The organism is Pseudomonas sp. HP_12 (genome assembly GCF_055283955.1).
Window position 1 is genome coordinate 166,877 of sequence record NZ_JBTOQG010000001.1, and the last position, 21,156, is coordinate 188,032.

Annotated in this window: 8 protein-coding genes; 6 read left to right on the plus strand and 2 right to left on the minus strand. The window is 64.2% G+C overall.

From position 1 onward, the window contains the following. Nucleotides 1-150 precede the first annotated feature (150 nt). Complete coding sequence (locus ACYASU_RS00790) at nucleotides 151-13,284, minus strand: BapA/Bap/LapF family large adhesin (protein ID WP_463581601.1); 13,134 nt, start codon at nucleotides 13,282-13,284, stop codon at nucleotides 151-153. 774 nt (nucleotides 13,285-14,058) lie between these two features. Here ACYASU_RS00790 and ACYASU_RS00795 point away from each other — a divergent pair. Continuing rightward, complete coding sequence (locus tag ACYASU_RS00795; RefSeq protein ID WP_463581602.1) at nucleotides 14,059-14,550, plus strand: helix-turn-helix domain-containing protein; 492 nt, start codon at nucleotides 14,059-14,061, stop codon at nucleotides 14,548-14,550. Between the two features lie 65 nt (nucleotides 14,551-14,615). Here ACYASU_RS00795 and ACYASU_RS00800 read toward each other — a convergent pair whose 3' ends face one another. Then, nucleotides 14,616-16,571: a putative bifunctional diguanylate cyclase/phosphodiesterase gene (locus ACYASU_RS00800; RefSeq protein WP_346628233.1), complete on the minus strand. Its 1,956-nt coding sequence runs from the start codon at nucleotides 16,569-16,571 to the stop codon at nucleotides 14,616-14,618. Nucleotides 16,572-16,858: 287 nt separating this feature from the next. On the opposite strand from ACYASU_RS00800, the gene ACYASU_RS00805 reads away from it, so the two are divergent. The 5 genes from ACYASU_RS00805 (at nucleotide 16,859) to ACYASU_RS00825 (ending at nucleotide 21,120) form a co-directional block, all read left to right on the plus strand. Then, nucleotides 16,859-17,386, plus strand: a complete 528-nt coding sequence (locus tag ACYASU_RS00805; RefSeq protein WP_463581603.1) for a hypothetical protein — start codon at nucleotides 16,859-16,861, stop codon at nucleotides 17,384-17,386. A gap of 249 nt (nucleotides 17,387-17,635) precedes the next feature. Further along, entirely contained in the window at nucleotides 17,636-17,947 is a 312-nt protein-coding gene (locus ACYASU_RS00810; protein WP_282373073.1) for a hypothetical protein, read from the plus strand. A 475-nt stretch (nucleotides 17,948-18,422) separates the two neighbouring features. Further along, nucleotides 18,423-19,265, plus strand: coding sequence for an OBAP family protein (locus ACYASU_RS00815; RefSeq protein WP_463581604.1), 843 nt, complete (start codon nucleotides 18,423-18,425; stop codon nucleotides 19,263-19,265). An 89-nt stretch (nucleotides 19,266-19,354) separates the two neighbouring features. Continuing rightward, nucleotides 19,355-19,579, plus strand: a complete 225-nt coding sequence (locus ACYASU_RS00820; RefSeq protein ID WP_282373075.1) for a DUF6555 family protein — start codon at nucleotides 19,355-19,357, stop codon at nucleotides 19,577-19,579. Nucleotides 19,580-19,770: 191 nt separating this feature from the next. After that, nucleotides 19,771-21,120 carry an APC family permease gene (locus ACYASU_RS00825; protein WP_463581605.1) on the plus strand — a complete coding sequence of 450 codons (1,350 nt, stop codon included), beginning with the start codon at nucleotides 19,771-19,773 and terminating at the stop codon, nucleotides 21,118-21,120. The last annotated feature ends 36 nt before the right edge of the window (nucleotides 21,121-21,156 follow it).

Below are 21,156 nucleotides of genomic sequence, written 5' to 3' on the forward strand. Positions count from 1 at the left end.
AACGACCGCCGGCCATTTCTGCTTGCGAACGCGCTCCACATGGCTTCCTTACTGTACGAATACAGAGCTTCCCTTTTGTTGAATCAACCGGCCGAGCGCATTGATCGGCCGGTTGAACCCCGCCGCTGGCAGCGCCAGACGGCGGGCTGATCAAACGACGTGAATACCGTTCTGCACCCACAGATGATGGGTTGGATCTTCCTGCGGCGTGTACTGGGTGTAATCGACGCCATCGGCCTGTTGCGCACCGCCGGCGACCCAGGTGTTGGTCATGTGCACGGTGTCCTCGCTGCCCCCCTTGATGATCAATGTGTTGTTGTCGGCCGAGGTAATGGAGACCAGGTCCGCCAGGCTGATGGTCAGCGCGACGGCACTGCTGTGGTTCAGGTCCAGCACCTCGATGTTGTGGATCCGGCTCTGCAGATCGCCCAGGTTGATGGTCGCATCGCCCCCGGCCCAGAGCAGGGTGTCGGTGCCCGTACCGCCATCGACCGAGGCGAAATGCTGGTCGGCGATGATCAGCGTGTCGTTGCCGGCGCCGCCTTGCAGGGTGACCGCGCCGCCGTGGGACCCGTCCAGCGTATCGTTGCCCGCCGTGCCTTGAATCAGCTCGGCACCGGTGGTGGCCACGGCCGTAGCGCTGTGATCATCGACGTTCGCCACGGTAGACAGCGCCGCGAACGAGGTAGTGACGGCGGCACCGGCCTGTTCCAGATCAATGGTCAGCGTCGCCGTGTCGGTGGTGCCGTTGGGGTGCTTGAGCTGGTAAGTGAACACGTCCTCATGGCCGATGACCGCATCCGTCTGCCCCGGCGTCAGCGTGTAGGTGTAGCGCCCGTCGGCCTGCACCAGCAACGAGCCATAGGTGCCGACAATCGTGGTGCCGTTGTAGCCCGGCGCCACGTAATTGCCGGCCGCCAGCACATTGAGCACGGTGTACGCCGAGCCCAGCACATCAGCGCCGCCGCCGGCGGTGTCGGTGAGCAGATTGCCCGCCACCGGCGTGTAGCTGCTGACCACGAATTGATTGGTGTAGGTGGCGTCGTTGATCAGACTGGCGTTCACCGTGCTCAACAGGCCGACGCCGCCCGTGCTGATTTTTACCTGATAGCTGCCGGCGGTCTGATCGTCGAAACGGATGCCGTAGTTGCCACTGCCCAGGTTCAACAGCGCATTGCCGCCGTAGCTTTTCACCAGCACGTACTGGTTGGTCGTGGTGTTGAGCTTGTACAGGCCGACGGTCATTGACCCGAGCAGACTCAGCAGGTTGCTCGAGTTGACGACCACCGTAAGGTCCGTGACGGTGCCGGCCGCCACACTGGTGGTCCACGAGCCGTTGCCGGTGCCGGCCAGCGGTACGCTGAAGCTGCCCAGCGTCGAGTTGGTGATGACCTCCTTGTTGACCAGGGTGATGTCGCTGACCGCGATGTCGTTGGTGGCGTCGACCAGGAGCGCCGGGCTGGCCAGGCTGCTGTCGCTCCACACCTCGGTGGCCTGCGGGCTGTCGATGCGCACGTACAGATTGGCCGTGTCGCTGAGGCCGTTCGGGTGCACCAGCTGATAACTGAAGACATCCACTTTGCCGACGCTGGTGACCGCGCCGCTCGGCGTGTAGCTGTAGTTGCCACTGGCGTCGATGGTCAGCGTGCCGTACAGGCCTTGCACCGTGGTGCCCGCGCTGGCCGTGACGTAGCTGCCGTTTTTCAGCACCTGCAACACCGCGCCGTTGTCCGGGCCGGTCACGTCCGCCTGGCCGTCAACCCCCGGGTTGGTGATGACGTTGCCGGTCACGGCGGCACCGGCTACCCCGTTGAACTGGGTCAGGCTGGTCACGTCCAGCTGCAGCTGGGTGGTGACGTTGGTCACCACGCCGATGCCGGTGCTCGACACGACCAGCCGGTAATCGCCACCCAGCAAATCACCGATGTTCACCCGCACGCCCTGGCCGGTCAGGGCCACGAGGTCGATCAGACCGCCGTTGCCGTTGACGTCCAGCGTGACCCAATTGCCGCTGGCGTTCTTCACTTGCAGCGTGTAGACCACGCCGTCGAGCAAGGACACCGCACTGCCGGTGGTCAGCGTCAGGGTCGGATCAAGGCTGGTGCCGCTGTTGACCGTGAACACAAACGCCTTGGAGAACCCGGCAAGCAGCGTGGTGAAAGAGTCCGCAAAATTCTGCGTGGTCTTCACCGGTACCAGCGTGACCGACGCCGTGGCGAGGTTGTCACTGGCGATGACCGGGGTATTGACGTCGATGTCCGGCGCGGTGACGTTGGCCACCACCGAGAGGTTGCCCTTGATGTCGGTGAGGCTGACCAGCAGGGTTTCCCCATTGATCTGCGCAGGGGCGAGGGTGACGCTGAACAGTCCCGTGGCCCCGACGGTGCCCGTCCCGAGCACCGCGCCGCCGGTGGATTTGATCTGCACCGTCGAACCGACTTCCCCGGTGCCGCTGACCGTCAGGCCATCGACACTGACCAGCAGCGCACCCGGTGCCGCAGGCGGCGTCAGGTCAGGTGCGATAGCGCTGGCGGCCACCGACACATTCCCGGCGGCATCCGCCTGAGTGATGCTCAGCACCTGGTTATCGATCTGCGCGGCATTCAGTGCCACCGTGAAGCTGCCGTTGGCGGCCACTGTTGTGGTGCCGAGCACAGCCCCCAGCGCATTGCGCACGGTCACCGTCGAACCGGCGACACCGGTCCCGGTCACCACAGAACCGCTGGCATTCACGGTCACCGCTGTAGGTGCGCCCGGCGCCGTGATGTCCGGTGCCAGAAGGCTGCCGGCAGCCGACACGTTGCCGGCGACGTCGACCTGACGCACCGTCAGCGCCTGGCCGTCCAGTTGCGCAGCATTCAGGGTGACGTTGAACGTCCCGCCAAGGCCTACAGTGGTGGTCCCCAGCAGCGTACCGCCGGCGTTGAGCACGTTGACCGTCGCGCCGGCTTCACCGCTGCCGGTGAGGGTCAGGCCGTTGCCGGCCAACAACAAAGCGGACGGTGCATTCGGCGCCTGAAGGTCGAGGGCATTAACCGTCGTGACGGCCGAGACGTTACTCGCCGCGTCCACTTGCTGGACGCTCAGCACCTGACCATTCAACTGCGCGCTGGAGAGCGAGACGACAAACCCGCCCGCCGCATTGACCACTGCCGTGCCGAGCACGGTGTTGGCTGCGTTGGTCACGCGCACGGTTGCGCCGGCCTCGCCGAAACCGGAGACCTGCAGGCCCGCGACATTCAGCGCCACATTGGTCAGCGCAGCAGGCGGCGTGGTGTCGACGGCAGCCACATTGGCGAGCACCGAGATGTTGCCTGCGACGTCACGCTGACTCACCGTCAGCACTTGGCCATTGAGTTGCGCCGCCGACAGGTTGGCGTTGAACGTGCCGTCCAGGGCGACGGTTGCCGTCCCGAGGACGACGCCGAGGCTGCTGCGCACGGTCACTGTCGCGCCGGCTTCGCCAATCCCGCTCAGCACGGTGCCGGCGCCATTGAGAACCAGCGACACCGGTGCGTTGGGCGCGGTGATGTCGGGCGCAGTGACCGGCAGGACGGCCGACGGCAAGCCCGCGGTGTCGGTCTGATAGGCGTTGAGGATCTGACCGTTGGCTTGCGCCGGGCTCAACAGGACGCCAAAGGTGCCGCCGGCATTGACCAGCGCAGTGCCAAGGGTGACGCCGTCGGAAGTGGTGATGGTCACCGTCGCCCCGGCTTCGCCACGACCGGTCACCAAGGTGCCGGTTGCATTGACTGCAAGGTCGGCGAGCGCCGCCGGCGGCGTTGAGTCGGCCGCCAGCACTGCAGCCGGCAAGGATGCGCCGCCCGCCCCGGTGCTGGCCGTCACGCCCAGGCTTTCGCCGTTGGTTTGCGCGGTATTGAGTGTGACGCTAAAGGTGCCGCCCGCATTGGTAGCCGCCGTCCCGAGCACAACGCCCGTTGCGCTGTACACCGTGATGGTGGTGCCCGTTGCGGCGCTGCCTGTGACCGTCAGTCCGTCGGCGCTGACCAGCAGATTGGTTGGTGCATTCGGTGGAGGGGTCACGGGGACCGTAAGGCCGAGGGTCCCGGAGGCGTTGCCGCTGGCGTCCGCCTGACCGACCGTGAGGACGTCGTTGGCACTGATGCCGGCAGGCAGGCCCACCACAAACGTGCCATTGGCAGCCACCTGTCCGATGCCGAGCGTGATACCCAGGGAGTTTTTGACGGTCACTGTCGCGCCCGCTTCACCGCGACCTGCCAACAGCAGGTAATCGGCACTGATCGTCAGGTTGCTGACAGGATCAGGCGCCTGAGTGTCCGGCACGGTGTAAACCAGCGGCGCGGAAGCGTTGTTGGCCGCGTCCGTTGTCGTAATGGAGATGACTTGCCCGTTGGTTTGCGCAGGATTCAGCCCGACCTCGTAACGTCCACCGGCGTCGGTCTGCGTGGTGCCCAGCAACGTGCCGTCGGCGGACCGCACGGTCACCGTGCTGTTGGCTTCGGCCGTGCCTTGCAGGATCGTGCCGTTGCCGGTGAGCGAGGTGAACACCGGCACTGCGGGTGGCGTGATGTCCGGCGCGACGACGGGAACCGGCGCCGAATCGTTCAGCGCTGCGTCGACTTGCACCACCGACAACGACTGACCGTTGAGCTGCGCAGTCGACAGCGAAACGCTGAACGTGCCGTCCGCGAGCACGATGGCCGTGCCCAGCGCAGGCGTGCCCGCGCTTGCGCCGGTCAGCGAAACGCTCACCGAAGCACCGGGTTCGCCGCGTCCGCTCAGCGTCAGCCCGTCCTGGCTGACCGAAAGGTTGGTCACCGCAGCCGGATCGGTCACGTCGGCAACCTGATAGACCACGGTGCCGGAGACGTTGGTCGCCGCGTCGGTCTGGGTCAGGTTGAGCTTCTCGCCGTTCAGTTGGGCAGGGCTCAGCGCGACGCTGAATGTCCCGTCGGCCAGCACAGTGGCGCTGCCGAGGCTGGCGCCGGTCGCGCTGGTCACTTTGACCGTCGCGCCCGCTTCACCGGTGCCGGTCAGCGTCAGGCCGTTGGCACTCAGCGCGGTCACCACCGGCAGCGCCGGGGGCGTGGTGTCCGGTGCCGTTACCGGGGCGCCGGCGGACGGATTGCCCGCAGCATCCCGTTGCACCACCGACAGCAGCTCGCCATTAATTTGCGGTACCGACAGCGACACCGCGAAATTGCCGTCCACGCCGACCACGCCTGTGCCGACAATGTTGCCGGCGGCATCGGTGATCAACAGGCTGGCGCCTGCTTCACCGCGACCGCTGACCACCACGCCCGTGTTATCGATTTGCACGTTGGTGACCGCTGCGGGCGGTGTCAGGTCAGGTGAGGCGACGGAGCCGGCTGCCGAGGCATTGGTGGCCGCGTCGGTGAGCACGACGAATACGGGCTGACCGTCGTTCTGAGGCTGGTTCAAGGTGATCAGGAATTTGCCATCGACACCCACGGTGCCGGTGCCCACTTGCGTGCCATCGGCCAGGGTAATGCGCACCACCGCGCCCGCTTCGCCGCTGCCGCTGAGAACACTGCCGGAGGCATTGAACTGCAGGTTGGTGGCGACCGTCGGGGGGGTCAAATCCGGAGCGATCACCGTCGCGGGCACGCTGACGTTGCCGGGCGGATCGGCCTGCTGAACGCTCAGTACCTGGTTGTTGATCTGCGGGGTGGAGAGGGTGACGCTGAACGTGCCATCGGTCAGCACCAGCGTTAAGCCGAGCAGGGTGCCGCTGGCATCACGGACGGTGACAGTGGCGCCGGCTTCACCGGTACCGGTAATCACCGCGCCGGCTGCGTTGATGCGCACGTTGTCGAGCTGTTCGGGCGGCGTGAAGTCCGGCGTGGTCAGGCTGGCCTGGGGCGACACGTTGCCGGCGGCATCCCGTTGCACCAGCGTCAGCACTTCGGCATTGGACAGCGCCGGGACCAACACCAGGGTAAACGCCCCGGTGCTGCCCACTGTTGCCGTGCCCAGCAGGGCACCGAGGTTGTTGGTCACCGTGACAAACGCCCCGGCTTCACCGCGGCCGGTCAGCGTCGCGCCATCGCTGGAAATGTTCAGCTGGGTCAGGGCGAGCGGCGCCGTGGTGTCGACCGAGGTCAGGTCGGCGGGCAGGGACGTATTCCCGGCCGCATCGGTCAGGGTGACCGCCAGCAGTTCGCCGTTGGCTTGCGGGTTGGTCAGGGTGAGCTGGAAGGTGCCGTCGATGCGCACGCTGCCGGAACCGATCAGGGCGCCGCTGGCATTGAACACACTGACCGTGGCACCCGGTTCACCGGTGCCCGACAGCACCGCGCCGTCTGGCGTCACCGCCAGGGCGAGCGGCGCATTCGGGGCAATCAGGTCTCGGGCGGTCAGCGCGATGCTGACTGATTCATTACCCGCGACGTCGGTCTGGCTGACGCTCAGGGATTGACCGGCAATCTGCGGCGCGTTCAGCGTCAGCGAGAAGTTGCCGTCGACGCCCACTTGCCCGGTGCCGAGGATGACCCCGCCAGCGCCCAGCACCGTCACCGTTGCGCCCACTTCGCCGTGGCCGGTCAGGGTGACGCCGTTGGTATTGAGCACCAGCTCGGTGAGCTGCCCGGGCGCGGTGACATCCGCCGCCAGGTAACCGGTGGACAGCGAATTGATGCCGTCGCTGGACGTGGCGATGGCCGAGAGCGACTCACCGTTGAGTTGCGCGGCATTGAGCTGCGCACTGAATGTGCCGTCGCCGTTGACCAGCGCCGTGCCCAGCAGCACACCGGAGGCGGTACGGATGCTGACCGTGCTGCCGGCGTTGGCGGTGCCGCTCAGGGTCAGGCCGTCGGCGCTGAGGGCCAGATTGATTGGCGCAGGTTCCGCGAGATTGCCGGGGGCTACCACCGTGCTGGCATCGGAAGGATTGCCGGCGGCGTCGGTCTGAATCACGATCAGGGTAGAGCCAGCGGTCGCCGCCGGGTTCAGCCCGACGGTAAAGCTGCCATTGGTCGCCACAGTCGCGGTGCCCAGCGCGTTGCCATTGGCATCGCGCACGACCACCGTTGCCCCGGCCTCGCCGGTCCCGCCCAGGGTCAGGCCATCGGCGCTGACGGCCAGGTTGCTGGCAGCCGAGGGCGCGGTGGTGTCGGCGGCTTGATAAGCCGCGGGCACCGAGACATTACCCGCCGCGTCGGTGGAGGTGACGCTCAGGTTTTGGCCGTTGAGTTGCGGGCTGGACAGAGTGACCTGGAACACGCCGTTGGCCCCGGCGACGCCTGAACCGAGCACGTTGCCGGACGCATCGCGGACAATGACGGTGCTGCCGGCTTCGGCGTTCCCCGCCAGTTGCACGCCGCTGCCGCTGAGCAGCAGGGCGGTCGGGCTGTCCGGCGCAGTGAGGTCCACGGACGTCACATTGACCGCCGTCGACACGTTGCCGGGCGGGTGTTCCTGGGTGACGGTCAAGACTTCGGCGTTGATCTGCGCGGTGCTCAGCGTGACGCTGAACGCGCCATTGGCGGCCACCAGCGCCGTGCCCAGAAGGGCACCCCCGGACGTGCGCACCGATACCGTTGCGCCAGGTTCGCCACGGCCAATCACCGTCAGGCCGTCGGCGTTCACCGACACCTGGGTGAGGGCGGCAGGCGGAGTGATGTCCGGCGCCGTGAGGTTCGCCGACGGCGAGACGTTGCCGCTCGGGTCGGTCTGGCTGATGTCCAGAGCCTGGCCGTTGTTGGGCGCAGGCGCGAGGGTCACGGTGAAGGTGCCGTCAGTTGCCACCAGCGCGGTGCCCAGCAGCGTGCCGCTGGCGTCGAGGACTTTCACCGTTGCACCGGCCTCGCCGGTGCCGGTAAGCGTGCTGCCGTTGGCGCTGATCAACAGGTTCTGTGGCAGGGCCGGCGGAGTGGTGTCCACCGTCGCCAGGGCAGTGCCGGCCGAGACGTTGCCCGCCGCGTCGGTCAGGGTTACGGTCAGCGCCGCGCCAGTGGTGACGGCGTTTGGCAGAGTGACCTGGAACTGGCCACTCTGATTGACCAGCCCCGTGGCGAGGATGTTGCCCGCGGCGTCGCGGATCGTCACCGTCGCCCCAGCCTCGCCGAGGCCATTGACCACGGTGCCGACGTTGTTGATGGTCAGACCCGTGGCGGCGTCGGGCGCCGTCAGGTCCGGCGCGATGATGCTGCCGGCCTGGGAAACGTTGCCCGCCTGATCGACCTGGGTCGCCGTCAGGGGTTGCGAATCCAGCTGGGACGGGGTCAGCGCGATGGTGAAGACGCCGTTGCTCGCGACGACCCCGGAACCCAGCACCGTGCCGCCACTGTTTGTAATGGTCACCGTGGCACCGGCTTCACCGCGCCCGGTGACAGAGCTGCCATCGGCGTTGATGGTCAGCCCGGCCGGGGCTTCGGGTGCCGTCAGGTCGTTGGCGACCACCAGCGCGGTGACCGAAGTGTGCCCTGCGTCATCGGTGGCGACGACGTGCAAGGTCTGCGCATTCAGTTGGGCGAAACGCATCAGGATGCTGAAGCGGCCGAGGCTGTTGACCCTGCCGCTGCCCAGGCTGACGCCGTTGCTGTCGAGGATGTTGACCGTGCTTCCCGCAGTGGCGGCGCCGGTGAGAATGAAACCGTCGCTGCTGACGGCCAGGTCGCTGGGAGTCGCCAGCTGCGTGCCGTCCGGCCCTGGGAGGATAACCGGGTTGGACGCGTTGCCGCTGGCGTCGGTGCTGATGACGTCGACGTTGGTGTTGATGGCGGCAGGCGGATTGAGGCCGATGACGAATGCGCCATCCTGGCCGACGGTGCCGGTGCCGAGCAGCACATTGCCCGGCCCGCGAACGGTAACGGTGGTGCCGGGCTCGCCGACGCCGGAGACGCTCGCGCCGTCGGGGCTGATCGCCAGGTTGGTCACGTCGACCGGCCTGGTGGTGTCGGGGGCGAGCACTTGGGTCGCCAGGGCGTCGTTGGTGCCATCGGTGGCGACCACTTGCACCGTCTCGCCGTTTCTCAGGACGGACTGAAGGGTATACGTGAACGTGCCGTCAGGTCCGGCGGTGGCGTTGCCGATCAGAATGCCGTTGGCATCGAGGATTTTCACCGAACCGCCGGGCACGGTGGTGCCGGTCAGCACGCCATTGCCGTCGAGCGTGAGGTCGATGACCGCAGGAGGTGCCGTGATGTCGGGCGCCGTGACAGACGCGGGCGGCGAGGGCAGGGTGCTGGCGTCGGTCTGGGTGACGCTCAGCACCTGTCCGTCCAGCTGCGCCGGACTCAGGGTCAGCGCAAAGCTGCCGTTGCTGGCGACGGTGGCGGAGCCCAGCAGGGTCCCGCTGGCATCGCGCACTTGAACGGTATCGCCGGCAACGCCTGTGCCGGACACGGTCAGGCCGTCATTGCTGATGGTGATGCCAGTCGGCGCGTCGGGCGCGGTGGTGTCAGGTGCGGTCAAAGAGGCCGCGGGCGAGAGGATCCCCGCCGCGTCGGTCTGTTTGACCAACAGCACCTGGCCGTCGACCTGGGCCGTATTGAGCGTGACGTCAAATCGACCGGTCACGGCATTGGCCGTCGCGGTGCCCAGCAGCGTGCCGTTGGCATCCCGCACGTTGACCGTCGCGCCGGGTTCGCCCTGGCCGCTCAGCGTCAGGCCGTTAGCGCTCAGGGTGAGGCCGGTCGGGGCGTCGGGCGCCTGGATGTCCGCTGCCTGCAGTTGCACCGTCGGAGACGCCAGGGCCGAGCCATCCACTTGCGAGACGTTGAGTGCCTGGCCGTTGATCTGCGCGTTGGACAGGGTGACTTCAAAGCGTCCGTCACTGCCCACCACGGCACTGCCGAGGGTCGCGCCGAGGGCGTCCTTGACGGTGACAGTGGCGCCGATCTGGCCGTTACCAGTGACGATCAACCCGTTGGCCGACAGATCGAGGTTGGTCACCGGTGCCGGTGCGCTAAGGTCCGGCGCAGTGACCGGGACCGGCAGCGACTGGTTGCCCGCGCTGTCGGCCTGGGTGACTTGCAACAGCTGACCATCGGTTTGCGCCGCTGTCAGGGTCAGGGTAAAGCGGCCATCGGCGCCGGCCTGGCCGGTGCCGATGATGTTCCCGCCCGCATCACGCACCGTCACGGTTGCACCGGCTTCACCGGTGCCGGTGAGAATCAGCCCGGCGCCGTCGAGGGCAACGCCGGTCAGTGCGGCCGGCGCTTGGGTGTCGGGCGTGACAAAGCTCACGGGCGAGGCCGGGTTGCCACTGCTGTCGCTGGCGCCAATCAGCAGGGTCTGGCCGTTGTTCTGCGGGCTGTTCAAGATCACGCTGAACTGGCCGTTCGCAGACGCAACGGCGGTGCCGAGCACGTTGCCGTTGACGTCGGTGACGGTGATCGTCGACCCGGCCTCACCGGTGCCCGTCAGCGTGGTGCCGCTGGCATCGATGCTGATGGCCGACGGTTGCAGCGGGCCATCCAGATCCGGCGCGGTGACCGGCGTCGCCAGGGACGGGTTCCCGGCGGCGTCGCTCAGGACCACCTGCAGCGCCTGACCATTGGTTTGAGCGGAAGCAAGGGTGACGCTGAAGTTGCCGGTCGCCGACGTTACGCCGGTGCCGATGACATTGCCCTGGGCGTCGCGCACTGAAACGGTCGACCCCGGTTCGCCGCGGCCGGTCAGGGTCAGTCCGTTGTTGGCCACCGCGAGATCAGTGGCGGCGGAAGGACCGGTGATGTCGGGCGCGGTGACGGGAACGGTGACCGAGCTTTCGCCCTGACCGTCCACCGCGACCACATCGAGCACTTCGCCGTTGGCCTGGGCCGGATTGAGCACGACGGTGAAGCTGCCGTTGCTGCCAACCGTTGCACTGCCGAGCAGCACGCCGTTGGCATCGCGCACCTGGACCAGCGATCCGGCGCTTGCGGTACCGGTCAGCTGGGTGCCGTCGGCGTTGATGACCAGCCCGGAAGGCGTCGCCGGCCCACTGGCGTCAGGCGCCGTGACCACCAGCACGGGGGACGGCAGGCCTGCGGCGTCGGTCTGGGTGACCTGCACCTGATCACCGGGGTTGACCGGCGGCGTCAGGGTTGTGGAGAAGGTGCCGTTGGCGCCGACCACCACAGTGCCGATTGCGGCGCCGGTGGCGTCGAGGAGGGTGACCGTCGCGCCGGCTTCGCCTTTGCCTGACACCTGGGTGCCGTCGGAGCTGATCACCACATCGGTGACCTGGGCGGGTGGCGTTGTGTCGGCCGCGGTCAGCTCGGCCGAGGCAGAGTTGCCGGCCGCATCCGTGGCAATGACGTTGAGTTTTTCGCCGTTGGTCTGCGCGGTGTCGAGGGTCACGCTGAACGTGCCGTCAAGGCCGGCGCGAGTGGCACCGATGACCGCACCCGACGCATCGCGCACAAGGACGCGAGAGCCGGCTTCGGCACGACCGGTGAGGATCAGGCCGTCAGCCGACAGGACGAAATCCGAGGGCGCCGCTGGCGGCGTGGTGTCCGGTGCTTGCAGTGGCACGTTAGGCGAGGTATTGCCGGCGGCGTCGGTGAGGGTGACCTGCAGCGACTGACCGGCAGTTTGCGGCGCGTTCAGGGTGATATTGAACAGCCCGTCGGTGCCCACAACGGCCGTCCCGATGACATTGCCGTTGGCATCGATGACGCTCGCGGTGCTGCCGGCTTCGCCACGGCCGCTGACGATCGCGCCGTTGCCACTGATGGCAATGCCGGTAGGTGCATCCGGCGGCGTGACATCCCCGCCAGGCGGAGTGACGTCGATGTCCGGCGCCTGGGCCTGAGCAGGTTGGGAGACATTGCCTGCGGCATCGATCGCATTGACGGTCAGCGACTGACCGTCGGTTTGAGGCGGAGTGAGGCCGAGGCTGAACGTGCCGTCTGCGCCGACCGTGCCGCTGCCCAGCAGGGTGCCATCGGCGGCACGCACCTGAATGGTCGCGCCCGCTTCGCCGGAGCCGTTGATGCGCGTGCCGTCCGCGCTGACCACGAGATTGCCCGGGGCATTGGGCGCGGTGGTGTCGACCGGTGGAACGTCGATGTCCGGTGCGGTCGCTTGAGACGGCGCCGAGACGTTACCGGCGGCGTCGGTCGCCGTCACGGTCAGCGACTGGCCGTCGGTTTGCGCCGGACTGAGGGTGAGGCTGAAGGTGCCATCAGCTGCGACGACGCCGCTGCCCAGCAGGGTGCCGTCGGCGGCACGCACCTGAACGGTCGCGCCCGCTTCGCCGGAACCGGTCAGCCGGGTGCCGTTGGCACTGACGGCGAGGTTGGCCGGCGCATCGGGCGGCGTGGTGTCGCCTGGCGGAGTGACATCGATGTCCGGTGCCAGCGCTTGAGCCGGCGCGGAGATATTGCCGGCGGCGTCGGTGGCTGTCACGGTCAGCGACTGGCCGTCGGTTTGCGCCGGGCTCAGGGTGAGGCTGAAGGTTCCGTCTGCCGCTACAACGCCGCTGCCCAGCAGGGTGCCGTCGGCGGCACGCACCTGAACGGTCGCGCCCGCTTCGCCGGTGCCGGTCAGCACGCTGCCGGTGGGGTTGACCGCCAGATTGGCCGGAGCGCCGGGAGCCGTGGTATCTGGCCCAGGCTGATCACCGCCGGTGTCGGGCGTTGGCGCCTGGGTGGTCGGTGAAACGTTGCCTGCGGGGTCGGTGGCGCTGACCGCCAGTGGCTGGCCGCTGGTTTGCGGCGGGTTCAGGGTCACACTGAACGTCCCGTCCGGCGCCACGACACCGCTGCCGAGCAGGGCTCCCGCGTTGTTGCGCACCTGAATGGTCGCGCCGGCTTCACTGGTGCCGGTCAGCAGAGTGCCATCTGCACTGACGAGCAAGTTGCCCGGCGCCAGGGGCGCGGAGGTGTCAGCGGGAGCACCACCGCCGCCACCCCCACCACCGCCGCCGCCAACGCCAGCGGCGGCCGCACCGCCGGCGCCCAACAGGCCGAGCCCGGCAATCGCAAACGTAGGGGTCGAACCGCTTACTACGCCGGCGTCGGCGATGAGCTGGTCGAGGGAATCGACTTCGTCGAATGTGAAACCGTTGAAGGACTGGGTGTCGTACTGCGCCTGCCAAAGCGTGCCGTCTTCGCCCTGGAACACCATGTCGCTGTTGGGACCGTCAGGCGCGGTGTTGAAAAAGTTGGCGACTTTGATGTGTTCGCCATTTTTCAAATTCACCACAAGGTCTTGCCCGTTACGGGAGACCGAAGCAACTTGGCTGGGTGGGACGGGCATTTGAACAACGGACGGTGAGTTGAGTGAAAGATCTCCCCAGGTGTTGGCAGTGAGTTCAGACGTTGCTTTGTTGGCTACAACAATATTATCCATGTGACAGTCCCTTTCTTCGCTTTTAGCACTACAACAACGCGGTTAATGGCGTGTCATACCAGCCGCCCCACTCATAGAGCCAGGCGCAACTTCTTTTCTTGTTTGGGTGAAAGCCGTTTTGCACAAATTTAGAGTGGATCCATCCGATTTCAATAGGAAATTGTTTGACGATCATCTTAGGATTACAAAAATATGGCCACAAGCTGCTGTTTTAAAAGATCTTTTTAAGTAAGTCTGACAGCGCTACCGATCGTCGGCCGATTTCGGGAAATGTTCTCAATTGGAGGTAAATGCTGGAGGCAGTGGCCTGTCGTTGACCTTGCCTAAAACATGTTTCAATCCAAGACCCATTTTTAAACAGTGCGCGAAGGCAGGTTTACCTCGTTTGAATGTTTATCGTATTCAAACGAATTAGTTATCTTTGGCGCAACTGCGCTAATGCACCCACATCGCGTGGGTCGCCAATTAACCCGTCGTCCGGTGCCATTTAAACCCTCTCAAGCGTTAAATGCGGCTGTTGGCGGGATAAACATCTACCCCACCTGCAACGTCCCCAGTGCTATTCATATGGACATAATCAAACTGGCTAAGTACCTCTTTGGCTCGTTGTAAAGGCTGAAGAACTGAAATACTTGTTCGCGAATGTTGCAAACACTGTAAAGTGGTGGGTCCCCACCGTACGAGGCTATTTCGCTAACCCAGGAAGCTCGCACTCCAGCCCCCCATTGCACCCACCGCTCCATCGTGTGGCGTGAATTCAGCAGGAGTTTGCTCATGGAAAAGCTTGGAACGCGATTGAGAAAAGAACGCAAACGGCTTGGTCTGACGCAAATTGCGTTCGCCAGAATTGGCGGCGTCGAACCTAACGCCCAGGGTCACTACGAAAGTGGCCATCGATCACCCAAGGCCGATTATCTTCAGCGCGTCTGTGATGCTGGCGTTGACATGCATTACCTATTCTCCGGCAACGCCCTGGCGGGCACTGCGGACAGACTGGATGCGGACGAGCAGCCGTCTGCGGGCAGGACGCTCCCCGGCAATCACCGAGAAGTAACCATTTCAAATCGCAATGCGGTCGGTATTCTGGGCACGCTGCACCAGACCCTCAACGACACGACGCAGGTCATCGCCGACGTTGCCACCTGTTTCAGCACGCGCCACCAGGACGCCCGCGAAGAGCAGTTCGCCGCCCAGGTCCGCGATTTTCAGGAACACTCGCGACGCTTCATTGGCCTGGCCATGATGAAAGTCCAGCACAGCGTCTGATCGGCAACGTTCGTTGCCATCCTCTCAGCGGCGATAAGCGCCGCTGTTCTCTCCCCGGAACACCTTCACAGAACGACCGCCGCCGCAGGCGCGCTCGACGTTGAGCCGATCCACTCCAGGGTCTGCTCAAGGGGCATCGGCCGTGAGAACAGGTAACCCTGCACCAGCGTGCAGCCCAGGGTCCGCAACGCTTCCAGCTCTGCATCGGTTTCAACACCTTCGCTGACGCATTGCAACTCCATGTCCTGGCTCAGGGCCAACAGTGATTTGACGATCTTGAAACTCGCAGCGTTCTGATGAATGTCGGTGATGAACGAGCGGTCGATTTTCAGCTTGGTCAGCGGCAGGGCGTGGAGCTGGCTGAGGCTTGAATATCCGGTGCCGAAGTCGTCCAGGGAAATACCGCAGCCCAGTTCACGAAACGCGTTGATCGCCCGTTGTGCCTGAACGAGGTCTTTGATGACCGCGGTCTCGGTGATTTCCAGGTCCAGCCGCGAGGCGTCGAAACCGCTCTGACGGATCACCTCAATCAACTGTTCAACTGCCTCCATCGACGAGCAATCGTGGGCCGACAGGTTGAAAGCGAGCCTGACATCGTCCGGCCACAACTGCGCCGCGTGCAGGGCTTTTTCAAGCAGCGGTGGCGTCAGGCGGTGGATCAGCCCGATCCGCTCGGCCACACCGATGAAGTGGCCCGGCGCGACGTTGCCCAGCTTCGGGCTCATCCACCGGGCCAGCGCTTCGAACGCCACCGTGCGCGAGGTTCGGATGTCGACGATCGGCTGGAACACCAGGGTGAATTCTTCAGCGACATTGGCCTGGCGCAGGCCCTGCTCGGTAAGCATGTCGCGCTTGAGGCGTTGATGCTGGCCAGGCGAGAACATGCACAGCTCGCCGGGTGTTTCGCGCTTGCTGGTATAGAGCGCGTAGTCGGCGAACTCATAGGCCTCGGTCGAGGTGCTCGCCAGGTCCGGAAACACCACGAGGCCCATCGAGGCGCTGATGCTGACCTGAATGTCACCGATCACGAACGGCTGGCGCATGGTGCGACACAGCGACTGGCCTTGTTTGATCAGGTCGCTTTCATCACCGGCCCTGACGATGATCAGCCCGAACTCATCGCCGCCCAGGCGAGCCACATGCAGCTGCTCACTGGCAAACGCCCGCAGCCGCTGGCCGACTTGGCGCAACAGCTTGTCGCCCACGCCGTGGCCATAGGAGTCGTTGATCGGCTTGAAACCGTCCAGGTCGATCATCCCCACCGCCAGTCGCGTGTCCTCGTGCCGGGCGTGGTTCAGTTCACGGTCGAGCAGGTTGAAAAACCTTCGCCTGTTGGGCAGGCCGGTGAGGCTGTCTTCGTTGGCCAGCCGTTCATTGTCATCACTGAGCTTTTCCGTGCGTATCTGCATGTTCACCAGCCGGGTGAACTCGCCGTAATGGTTCTGCAGCACCACGATCATCGCCAGCGAGACGAGAAAGACATTGGCCGCCATCGCGGTGTACGTGGCATTGCCGGCGCTGGCGAAAAACGCCACGAAGGCGATGTTGACCACCGCCGTGGTCATCATCGCTGCAGAAGGCAGGTGCATCAGACAGAAGATGCAGACGATCACCGTGATCGCCATGTAGAAGGCCACGTGGGACTTGGTGTACGTATCGCCGTAGGGAAACAGCAGCAGCGCCCAGATCGTGAAGCCGAACGCAATGACCACCGTCACCTGATTGGTGCGGGTCAGTTTCTTGAAGATCTGCTCGGTGGTCAGGGTCTGACTGCGGCTCTGCCACCAGAGGACCGCGCGTACGGTGCCTACCAGGGTCAGCAACAGCGGGATGTAGACGGTCAGCCACAGCGGAGCGATGCCGTAATGGGTGGCCGCGAGGGCGAGGGTGTTGATCAGCAGGATGACGTACATCATGGGCAACTGTCTGGACAGCGCAATGTATTGCGCTTCCATCAGTCGCGTGTTGTCTCGCTGGACGCAGATCAGCGTTTTCAGTCGATCAAAAGACGGGAATTTCATGACTAGGAACCCAACGCGCGCAAAAGAAAAAAACGGCGAACCCCACAACTTGCAGCGCTGCAGAACGTTATGACTGTTAGAGGATATCGGCGGCAGGGTTGGTTTCTATAGCCATTGCAGCGCTTGTGACGCCGGGCGCTCTGGCTCGCTGGCGTTGTGCAAAAAAATGACTTTTTTCAGCGTTGCCGTGCCCAACGGAAGATGCGCAACACACGGGCGCGTGGCGAAGCTGAAAGAACACCCGCCGTCGAGAAACTTCATGTACACCCTGGAAGGATGCAAAAGCGATGGTAATAGCCTGTTTGGGTTGGGGCTCATTGATATGGAAGCCGGACGCACTGCCGCTCGCCAGTGAGTGGTTTGTGGACGGGCCGGCGTTACCGGTCGAATTCTCGCGGATAGGTGATGGCGGCGAGCTGGCCACGGCCATCTGCCTGAACGCGCCGCCATGCCGGGTGCTCTGGTCCGTCCTGGCGACCGATTCATTGGAGCAGGCGTGCAGTGCGCTGCGTGAACGTGAGCAGATCCCTGCAGAACGGGAGGACGGCATCGGCGTGTATCGGGTGGAAGCGTCTTCAACCGGGCCGCTGGCGCAGTGGGCCAGCGAGCGCCAGATCGATGCGCTGATCTGGACAGCGCTGCCGCCGCGCTTTCGTAGCGAGGGTCGCCTGCCAACGAGCGAGGACGCCCTGGCGTACCTGCGAAGCCTGACCGGCGAGAAGCTCGAGCATGCCCGGGATTACATTCGCCAGGTACCGGCCCAGATCGACACCCCTTATCGTCGGGACATCCAGAAGCAGTTGGGCTGGAAGTGACAGGCCGGCCCATGCCATGCCGGTGCATACCCTGCAACGGTTGTAAGGACCAGCCTGTTTGGGTGGTTGCTACTGGACGTTCGCTATCAGATGAATGTTCAAGCGTACTGGCCCCCGTGAAACACGGTGAACTAACGAAGCGAGCGATGAACCCATCCCGTTGTTTTCGCGGGTGACCCGCGTCAATCGGGGGGCGTTTTGCCAGTGCAACTAGCGACGGCTACTTATCAATCCAATCAGGAGTTTTTAATGTTCAATCGTGGTGATGTCTATCAGGGCTGGGTGCAACTAACACTCACCGACGAGTCCTACAGCGAGGCGGCGGAAAATGGTTGTCAGCTGGAAGTTCGCGCCCGGGCCAATGGCGACTTCGTCGAAGTATTGGTCTGTGTTTACGCAGCGGACGGGGAAAGGGTGGTGGAGCATCTGTTCAGGCTGCCGGCGTCGGAATCGACCGTCGAGCAAGGGCTTGAGCGGGGGCGTGATCAGGCCGAGCGCATTGCCGTTGGAGAGCCTGTGGACTGGGCGGGCACTGAAGCGGTGAGGCGGGCGAGCGACTGACGTGCTCATGATCGCTGGCGAAGTTACCCGGGTTTTTCGTTGACGGAAATCATGATGGCTCCCCGATATCAACTAACGGATTGTGTCGACTGTCACTGACGGACAACTAATCCAGTGCGCCGCGCTGTTCGATGGTTAAGAGGCTTGGATAAGTGTCGGGTTAGCGGTGCGGGCTGTTATTTGACCTGAAGCGGCACCTATCCGAATGAATGATTCGAAGCCGCTGCCGGACTTAATACATCTCTTTGATTGATATAACGCGTCAACTAACAGTCTTAATTCGCCTCTGAGCCGCTCGTCCCGAAAGTTGACATTAAGGATGAACATCCGGCTTCAGCACAGGGTCAACTTTATACCGGCGCATTGTCTGCCCCGGCTTATTTGCATTTGATTGAATCAATGGGTTCCCCGCCCAGTTAGAACGCGGCACGAAGCCGCCCTTGAAAGCCTGAGGCCTCAACTATGGAGACTTTCAATGCGGTCATCCCCTGAGAAGACGTTAGCCTGTTTCAGCCTGAGACTGGCCTTATCGGTCACCTTGGCCTGTGGTGCATTGAGTGGGTGCGCGGGTGATGACACTCGATCCAGTGTGCCAACTCCCGGCAAGCCGACCAGCGCAACCCTCGGCGTGCTCGACGCGGGTGCCGCGACACTGCAGTCGCGTCCGCCCATCGAAGCGCTCAACGCGTATCTGGATGGCTTTCATTTTTATAACGGTCATCCTGACGTGCAGATGGAAGCTCATCACTATTGCTCGGTGCTGAGTGAAGAGTTCATTCAGTGCGTGATTTACGACGGCAATGTTCGGGATGCCAAGTTGATGGGCATTGAATACATCATCAGCGCTCAACTCTTCGAGAAGCTGCCTGATGGCGAGAAGCGCTTCTGGCACAGCCATGCCCATGAAGTGAAGTCGGGGCAACTGGTGGCTCCCGGTATTCCTGCCACCGCCGAACACGCCTTGATGGCCAAACTTGCCAATACCTATGGCAAGACCTGGCACACCTGGCACACCGACCAGGACAAGCAACTGCCATTGGGCGTGCCCCAACTGATGATGGGCTTCACCGCGGACGGCCAGGCGGACCCGGCCATGGTCGAGCAGCGCAACCGCCGCATGGGTATTGATACCCGGGAGAAACGCTCGGAACGCGCGGACATTCAGGCCCAGCCGGTGCTCAAGGGCGCCGACGCCTGGCAGCACGGCGATGCGGTGCAGTTGGCAGACCCCGCCGGTCGCGCCCACATCATGCAACCCACCCAACCCTCGCCGCCGGGTACCAACAGTCGATCCGCCGGGCCACAAGCGGATCCCTAGTCTGTCGCTCAACCCGCCTGCGGTGAGTCAGTCGTCCACCCAAGATGGAAATCAAACAACGAAATCGACCCCTGCACGAGATCAAGACCATGCAACATACCCAACACTACCGCATCGAATACCTTTTCCATGGCAAGCCACGCTGGTTCTACGTGTGCGCCACGCAAATGGACAACGCTGAGGCGTGGCACTGGGCTGCGGTGGACGCCGGTGTGGCCGACATCCCCAAATACCGGAGCGACAGAGCCATCAAACTCTCCAAGCCCAAGGCCGAGCGATTGGGGATAGATGCGGTGACCTGGAAGCCGGCGTGAAGCAGTAAGAGGGGTGGCGTTCATCAGTGCGCATTCCCGGCTAACGCCGGTCCTGCAACGGCACCGAATTCCCGTAGGATCGGCTTCAGCCGGGAAGTGTTTAGTCGGCTATGTCTCGGTTGGACCCGTTACCCTTAGATTCACACGTTTCAACCAAGCCCTGTAAGAGCCACCTGATTCGGAGCCAACCTATGACGACACCACTTGCTCAGCCAGGCCGAGCACTCAAACGCGCGGTCACAGGCCCCATGCTCCTGCTTTTCATTCTTGGAGACGTGCTCGGCGCCGGTGTCTACGCCCTGGCCGGGACCATCGCCGGTCAAGTGGGCGGCGCGATCTGGGTGCCGTTGCTCATTGCGCTGTGCTTCGCGATGCTCACTGCGGGCTCTTACGCCGAACTCGTCACCAAATATCCCCACGCCGGCGCTTCTGCCGTGTTTGCCGGCAAGGCGTTCAAGTCGCCATTGATCTCGTTTCTGGTGGGCTTCTGCATGCTCGCCGCCGGGGTGACCAGCGCGGCCGGGCTGTCGTTGGCGTTCGCCGGCGACTACATGGCGCCTTTCATCGATCTGCCGCCTCACGTCGTGGCGCTGATCTTCCTGGTGGTCATCGCCTTGCTCAACGCGCGGGGCATCAAGGAATCGCTGTCCGCCAACCTGGTGATGACGGTGATTGAAGTCTCGGGCCTGTTGCTGGTGATTGTCGCCGCCGTGTGGTTTTTCCGCTCCGGCGACGCGGACCTGTCACGCGCCGTGCAATTCAAGGCGGGCGTTAACCCCGCGTTCGCCGTGCTTGGCGCTGCGTTACTGGCGTTTTATTCGTTCGTGGGCTTCGAAACCTCGGCCAATCTGGCGGAGGAGGTGCGCAACGTGCGCACGGTCTATCCCCGCGCGTTGTTCGGTGCGCTGCTGATCGCCGGGGCCATCTACATGGGCGTCGGCATCGCCGCTGCCACCGTCATGCCTATCGAACAACTGGTGCATTCCTCGGCACCGCTGCTGGAAGTGGTCAAGGCGTCGCATCTGGGCATTCCGCCCCAGTTATTCGCTTTCATTGCGCTGGTGGCCGTGGCCAATGGCGCGCTGCTGACCATGATCATGTCCAGCCGTCTGGCGTATGGCATGTCGCGCCAGGGCCTGCTGCCCAACGCGCTGTCTAACGTGCTGCCTGAGCGGCGGACGCCGTGGGTGGCCATTGTCGCAACGACAGTGGTCGCGATCATCCTGACCCTGACCGGCTCACTGGCAACCTTGGCGGAGACGGTGGTCTTGCTGCTGTTGTTCGTGTTTATCAGCACCAACCTCGCCGTGCTGATCCTGCGCAAGGACACCGTCGAGGCTGACCACTTCCGCGTCCCGACGTGGGTGCCGGTCCTGGCGATCGTGTCGTGCCTGATCCTGCTGACTCAGCAAAGTGCCGAAACCTGGCTGCGTGCCGGGGCGCTGATGCTGGTGGGTGTGGCGCTGTATTTCCTTGCGCGAGTGGGCGGGACGCGGCCTGCATTCAACACTCACTTGGCGGACGCCGACGCCGAATACTGATCCGGCGCCATGGGGATCGGTGGCGCAACGCCGCCG

Bases quoted from the DNA above. Each gene is read 5' to 3' on its own strand.
- ACYASU_RS00800 (WP_346628233.1), bottom strand. From the start codon at position 16,571: ATGAAATTCCCGTCTTTTGATCGACTGAAAACGCTGATCTGCGTCCAG.
- ACYASU_RS00815 (WP_463581604.1), top strand. From the start codon at position 18,423: ATGCGGTCATCCCCTGAGAAGACGTTAGCCTGTTTCAGCCTGAGACTG.
- ACYASU_RS00795 (WP_463581602.1), top strand. From the start codon at position 14,059: ATGGAAAAGCTTGGAACGCGATTGAGAAAAGAACGCAAACGGCTTGGT.
- ACYASU_RS00790 (WP_463581601.1), bottom strand. From the start codon at position 13,284: ATGGATAATATTGTTGTAGCCAACAAAGCAACGTCTGAACTCACTGCC.
- ACYASU_RS00825 (WP_463581605.1), top strand. From the start codon at position 19,771: ATGACGACACCACTTGCTCAGCCAGGCCGAGCACTCAAACGCGCGGTC.
- ACYASU_RS00810 (WP_282373073.1), top strand. From the start codon at position 17,636: ATGTTCAATCGTGGTGATGTCTATCAGGGCTGGGTGCAACTAACACTC.
- ACYASU_RS00805 (WP_463581603.1), top strand. From the start codon at position 16,859: ATGGTAATAGCCTGTTTGGGTTGGGGCTCATTGATATGGAAGCCGGAC.
- ACYASU_RS00820 (WP_282373075.1), top strand. From the start codon at position 19,355: ATGCAACATACCCAACACTACCGCATCGAATACCTTTTCCATGGCAAG.